This is a genomic window from Protofrankia sp. Cr1, from assembly GCF_963555865.1.
Classification (GTDB): Bacteria; Actinomycetota; Actinomycetes; order Frankiales; family Frankiaceae; genus Protofrankia.
This window is the reverse complement of sequence record NZ_CAUVXO010000007.1, coordinates 38,821-40,353: the sequence shown is the minus strand read 5'-3', so window position 1 is coordinate 40,353 and position 1,533 is coordinate 38,821. Positions and strand designations below refer to the sequence as shown.

Genomic DNA, 1,533 nt, shown 5'->3' with positions numbered 1-1,533 from the left:
GGCCTGGGAGACGGTGTCCGACTCGGATCAGACCGACACCGGTACCGAGGTGCTCCGCAGGCTGGCCCGATCCGGGCGCAGCGCCAGGTGGATCCCGCCGCGTTCGCCGGCGAGCAGGCCGTCGAGCAGGATGGCGAGGGCCGGTGCCTGGACCGCGCCACCCGCGTTGGTCCCGGCCACCACCACCACCTGCCCGTCGAAGGCGTCCACGGCTTCCAGCACCGGCAGGCCGTCCGGGGTCATCGGACGTTCGCAGGTGCGGCGGTCGAGGATCCGGTGCGGTCCGTCCGAGCCCTGCGGCGGGGCGAGTAGCCGCCCGACGATGTCCTCCAGCGCCGCCATCAGTTCCGCGACCCGCGGATCGTCCGGCGCAGGGCGTGCGAGTCCCAGGTAACCGAAACCTCCGCTGGCGTGTATCAGGGCGGAGTCCGGGGACAAGGTGATGTTCACGACCCCGATGGGGTCTGGCGCGTGCACCTTGAGGGCGTGTCGCAGACCGGGGTTGGGTAGCGTCACCGAAACTCCGAGAACGTGCTGGACCGCGCCGGCTGATGGTGCGTCCTCGCCTAGGAGGGCAACCAGATCACGCCCGCCGATCGTCACGATGACGGTGCCGGCCCGCATGGTTGTGCCATCGTCGAGGACGAGTTCTATGGTGCCCGATTCGGTGTCCGATTCGGTGCCGGGATGGTCATCGGGGCTGTCGTGCGAACCGTCGCCGGGAAGATCATCAGGAAGGTCGTCGGAGCTTCCGGCCGGGTTGCCGTTCGCGATCCTGCGCAGGGACCGTACCGGACTGGCGGAATGCACGGGTACCCCGGCAGCTACGACCAGATTACCGATGGTGTCGGCAAGTTGGTGAATGTTGACGGCGTACCCGTCGACCTCGACAGCACCGTGAACGGATGCGACGGATACGGGGGTCGAGTGATCCAGGTCGGCGACCGGGTCGGCGGTGGCTGTGATGAGCGCAGGCCAGCGCAGCGCAATCTCATCCGGGCCAAGGACCCTGGCCGCGGAGTTGATCGCGCCCTGCAGCCGTATCCCGGCGGCGAGATCCGGCGCAGACAGGTAACAGCGGGGCAGCCGGGCATCCCGGCGCAGCCGATCGAAGGCGTGCGGGTAGGCAGCGAACAACGCCTCCCAGCCGCGAAGGCCCAGACGGTTGAGACCGATCGCGAGATCGACTGTGAGCGCACGCAACCCGGCACGGTCGGTGAATTCCTCGAAGGCCGCGACCCAGTCACGTTCGGTATCGTTGAGGGTGATCGGGTCGCGTAGCTGCCATCCGCCGTCCGTGGGCGGGCGGCGCAGAACCGTGCGTCGGGATGCGTCGGCGTGCGGGATCGTCTCGGTCAGCGACAGGTGGCGCCCGTCGGTACCGCGGTAGGTCGTGCCCTGCAGGTTGGGGTCGGTGCGGTCGGCCGGGGCCGCGTCCAGCACCCGCAGCTTGCGCCAGCCGGCTGTGTGCAGGCTCAGGGCGATGGTCAACCCGACGATCCCGGCACCGATGATCACTATCTCGCCGGGATC

General features: G+C 69.2%; 1 protein-coding gene. It reads right to left on the bottom strand.

The features are described 5' to 3' along the window. Positions 1 to 27: 27 nt before the first annotated feature. On the bottom strand, positions 28 to 1,533 hold a 1,506-nt coding region (locus tag U9980_RS01820; protein WP_322766407.1), incomplete at its 5' end, for an NAD(P)/FAD-dependent oxidoreductase.